General features: G+C 62.2%; 2 protein-coding genes. Both read left to right on the top strand.

Translation table 11 applies throughout. From position 1 onward, the window contains the following. Positions 1–68 precede the first annotated feature (68 nt). Complete coding sequence (gene dnaG / locus WB528_RS22305) at positions 69–2,081, top strand: DNA primase (protein ID WP_423890747.1); 2,013 nt, start codon at positions 69–71, stop codon at positions 2,079–2,081. Between the two features lie 346 nt (positions 2,082–2,427). Then, positions 2,428–3,031, top strand: a 604-nt coding sequence (locus WB528_RS22300; RefSeq protein ID WP_423890746.1) for an RNA polymerase sigma factor region1.1 domain-containing protein, incomplete at its 3' end; no start/stop codon positions are given.

Below are 3,031 nucleotides of genomic sequence, written 5' to 3'. Positions count from 1 at the left end.
TCGTAATTCGGCCCCTGCACCCTATATCGGTGATCGGTTAGCCCCGACTCACCCAAACTTGAAAAGCCATGCGCTTTACGCCCGAATTTCTCGAAGAGCTGCGCGCCCGGCTTCCGGTCTCGGAAGTCGTTGGCCGGCGCGTGAAGCTGAAGAAAGCGGGGCGGGAGTGGAAGGGGTTGTCTCCCTTTCAACAAGAGAAGACGCCGTCCTTCACGGTCAACGACCAGAAGCAGTTTTACCACGACTTCTCGACCGGCAAGCACGGCAACATCTTCGACTTCCTGATGGAAACCGAGGGCGTCTCGTTCCCCGAAGCGGTCGAGCGGCTCGCCGCCATGGCGGGGCTGCCATTGCCGGCGGCGACGCCCGACGCCGCGCGTCACGAAGCGCGGCGCAGGACACTGCACGACGTGATGGAACTCGCGGCCAAATTCTTTGCCGATACGCTCGCTTCGCGATTTGGGGCGAAAGCGCGCGGCTATCTCGCCGATCGCGCGATCTCGCCGGCGACGCAGTTGCAATTCCGTCTCGGCTACGCGTCAGGCGAACGTTTTGCGTTGAAGGAGCATCTCGGCAGTCAGGGCATCTCGGTCGAGGATATGGTCGAAACCGGTCTTCTGATCGGCGGCGATGACATCCCGGTGCCCTATGATCGTTTCCGCGACCGCGTGATGTTTCCGATCACCGATGCGCGCGGGCGCGTGATTGCGTTCGGCGGCCGGGCGCTCGAGAAGGACGTGCCGGCGAAATACCTGAACTCACCGGAAACCCCGCTGTTTCACAAGGGCGACAATCTCTACAACCTCGCCACCGCGCGCCAGGCCGCGCACAACGGCAGTCCGATTGTGGTGGTCGAAGGCTATGTCGACGTGATCGCGATGGTCGGCGCCGGTTATCCCGCAAGCGTTGCGCCGCTCGGCACCGCGCTCACCGAAAACCAGCTCACGCTGCTCTGGAAGATGGCGGACGAGCCGATCCTGTGTTTCGACGGCGACCGCGCCGGACAAAAGGCGGCGTGGCGCGCGGCCGATCTGGCGTTGTCGCATCTCGTGGCCGGTAAAAGCCTGCGCTTTGCGCTGCTCCCCGAAGGACAGGATCCCGACGACCTTGCGCGTGCCGGCGGCCGTTCCGCGATCGAGGACGTGATTTCGGCCTCGCGCGGCCTGGTCGAGGTGATCTGGTCGCGCGAGATCGAGGGCGGCAGCTTTGCGACGCCGGAGCGGCGCGCGGCGCTGGAGAAGCGCGTCGGTGAAATGGCCAACGCCATCCGTGACGAAGTCGTGCGGCGCTATTATCGCCAGGATCTCGCCGAGCGTTTGGCTCGGATGTTCGCGCCCGAAGTGGCGCGCGGCAATTCGGGTGGTTACCGCTATGGCGCAGCAGGGTCGTACGGGACCGAATCACCCCGGCGTTTTGCCCCCCGGAATGCCCCCGGCGGCGGCCGATTCGACGCGCGGGGTGGCCGTCCTCCAGGTCCCGGCGCCGCCTTGCGCGGTGGCCCCTATCAGGCGGCGAGTTCGCAACTCGCGGCAAGCCCGCTGGTGCGCGGCCAGCGCAGCGCGATGTCGCGCCGCGAGGCCCTGATCCTGCAATGTCTGCTCAACCATCCCTGGTTGTTGCATGATCATCTCGAAGAGGTGGCCGCGCTCGACCTTCCGCATGGTGAAGCCCACAAGCTGCGTGCCGCCATCATCGCCGCCTTTGCAGCGGACCATCATCAATCGTCCGAACCCACCGAACAGAGCGAAAAGCTGCGGGCTGATCTCGAGAAGGGTGGATTTTCACAAGTACTTCAAAGGGTTGACGGAGCGATCACTACTGGAGCGGTGTGGGGCGCAAAAGCCGGCGCGGCGCGGGAAGATGTTCTTTCCACATGGCATCAACTGGTCTCCTTGCATCGTCAGGTCCACTCCTTACTTAGGGAATTGAAGGATGCCGAACTTGCCTTGGGCGAGGATGCGAGCGAGGCCAACATGGCGTGGCTGCGCGATATCAAGGCGAGGTTGTCCGAAATGGACGGCACCGAAGCCATGATCGAAGGATTTGGCGAATCATCCGGCCGGTTCCGTAGCGGCATGTGAGAGCAAATTTGTGCGGATGGTGGCTGCCGGAACCGCAAAAAGACTCGCCAAACCCGGGGTTTGGCGGCAAAAACAGGGTTAAGCGACGCTTAATGGCTTTGAGGCATTTTCAGGCTTAGCGGCCGCCGGTTCTTATCGATAAAGAGGCGTTCGGAATAAACGGCAACGCATTCTGTTCGAGGTTACGGCACCGCCATTTCCGCAATATGCAAGCAAGGCCATTGTGCGAAATCCAGCGAGCGATGGGGGTGGCGAAACTGCGCGCCGCCCTTTCGCGTCATGAGTGAGTTGATGCGTTTCGAGATGGACTTTGTCCCGCGATCGAAGCGCGGTTGGGAGCTAATGAATGGCCAGCAAGGCGAAGACGGTGCAGGTGAAGGACAAGGAAAAGGACGACAAGGCAGCCGACGCGCCTGAAAAGGATTCGCCCGACGCGCCTTCGCCGTTGCTCGACCTGTCGGACGCCGCCGTCAAGAAGATGATCAAGCAGGCCAAGAAGCGCGGCTTCGTGACCTTCGATCAGCTCAACGAAGTGCTCCCCTCCGATACGACCTCGCCCGAGCAGATCGAGGACATCATGTCCATGCTCTCGGACATGGGCATCAACGTCACCGAGGCTGAGGAAGACGCCGAGGAAGACAAGCAGGAAGAAGCCGAGGACGATACCGACAACGAACTCGTCGAGGTCACGCAGAAGGCCGTCACCGAAGTCAAGAAGTCCGAGCCGGGCGAGCGCACCGACGATCCCGTGCGCATGTACTTGCGCGAAATGGGCACGGTGGAATTGTTGTCGCGCGAGGGCGAAATCGCGATCGCCAAGCGCATCGAGGCCGGCCGCGAGGCGATGATCGCAGGTCTCTGCGAAAGCCCGCTCACCTTCCAGGCCATCATCATCTGGCGCGACGAACTCAACGAAGGAAAGATCTTCCTTCGCGACATCATCGACCTCG

The sequence above is a fragment of the Bradyrhizobium sp. genome, assembly GCF_049586575.1.
In the GTDB taxonomy this organism is placed as follows: Bacteria; Pseudomonadota; Alphaproteobacteria; order Rhizobiales; family Xanthobacteraceae; genus Bradyrhizobium.
This window is presented reverse-complemented; position numbering and strand designations above follow the sequence as displayed.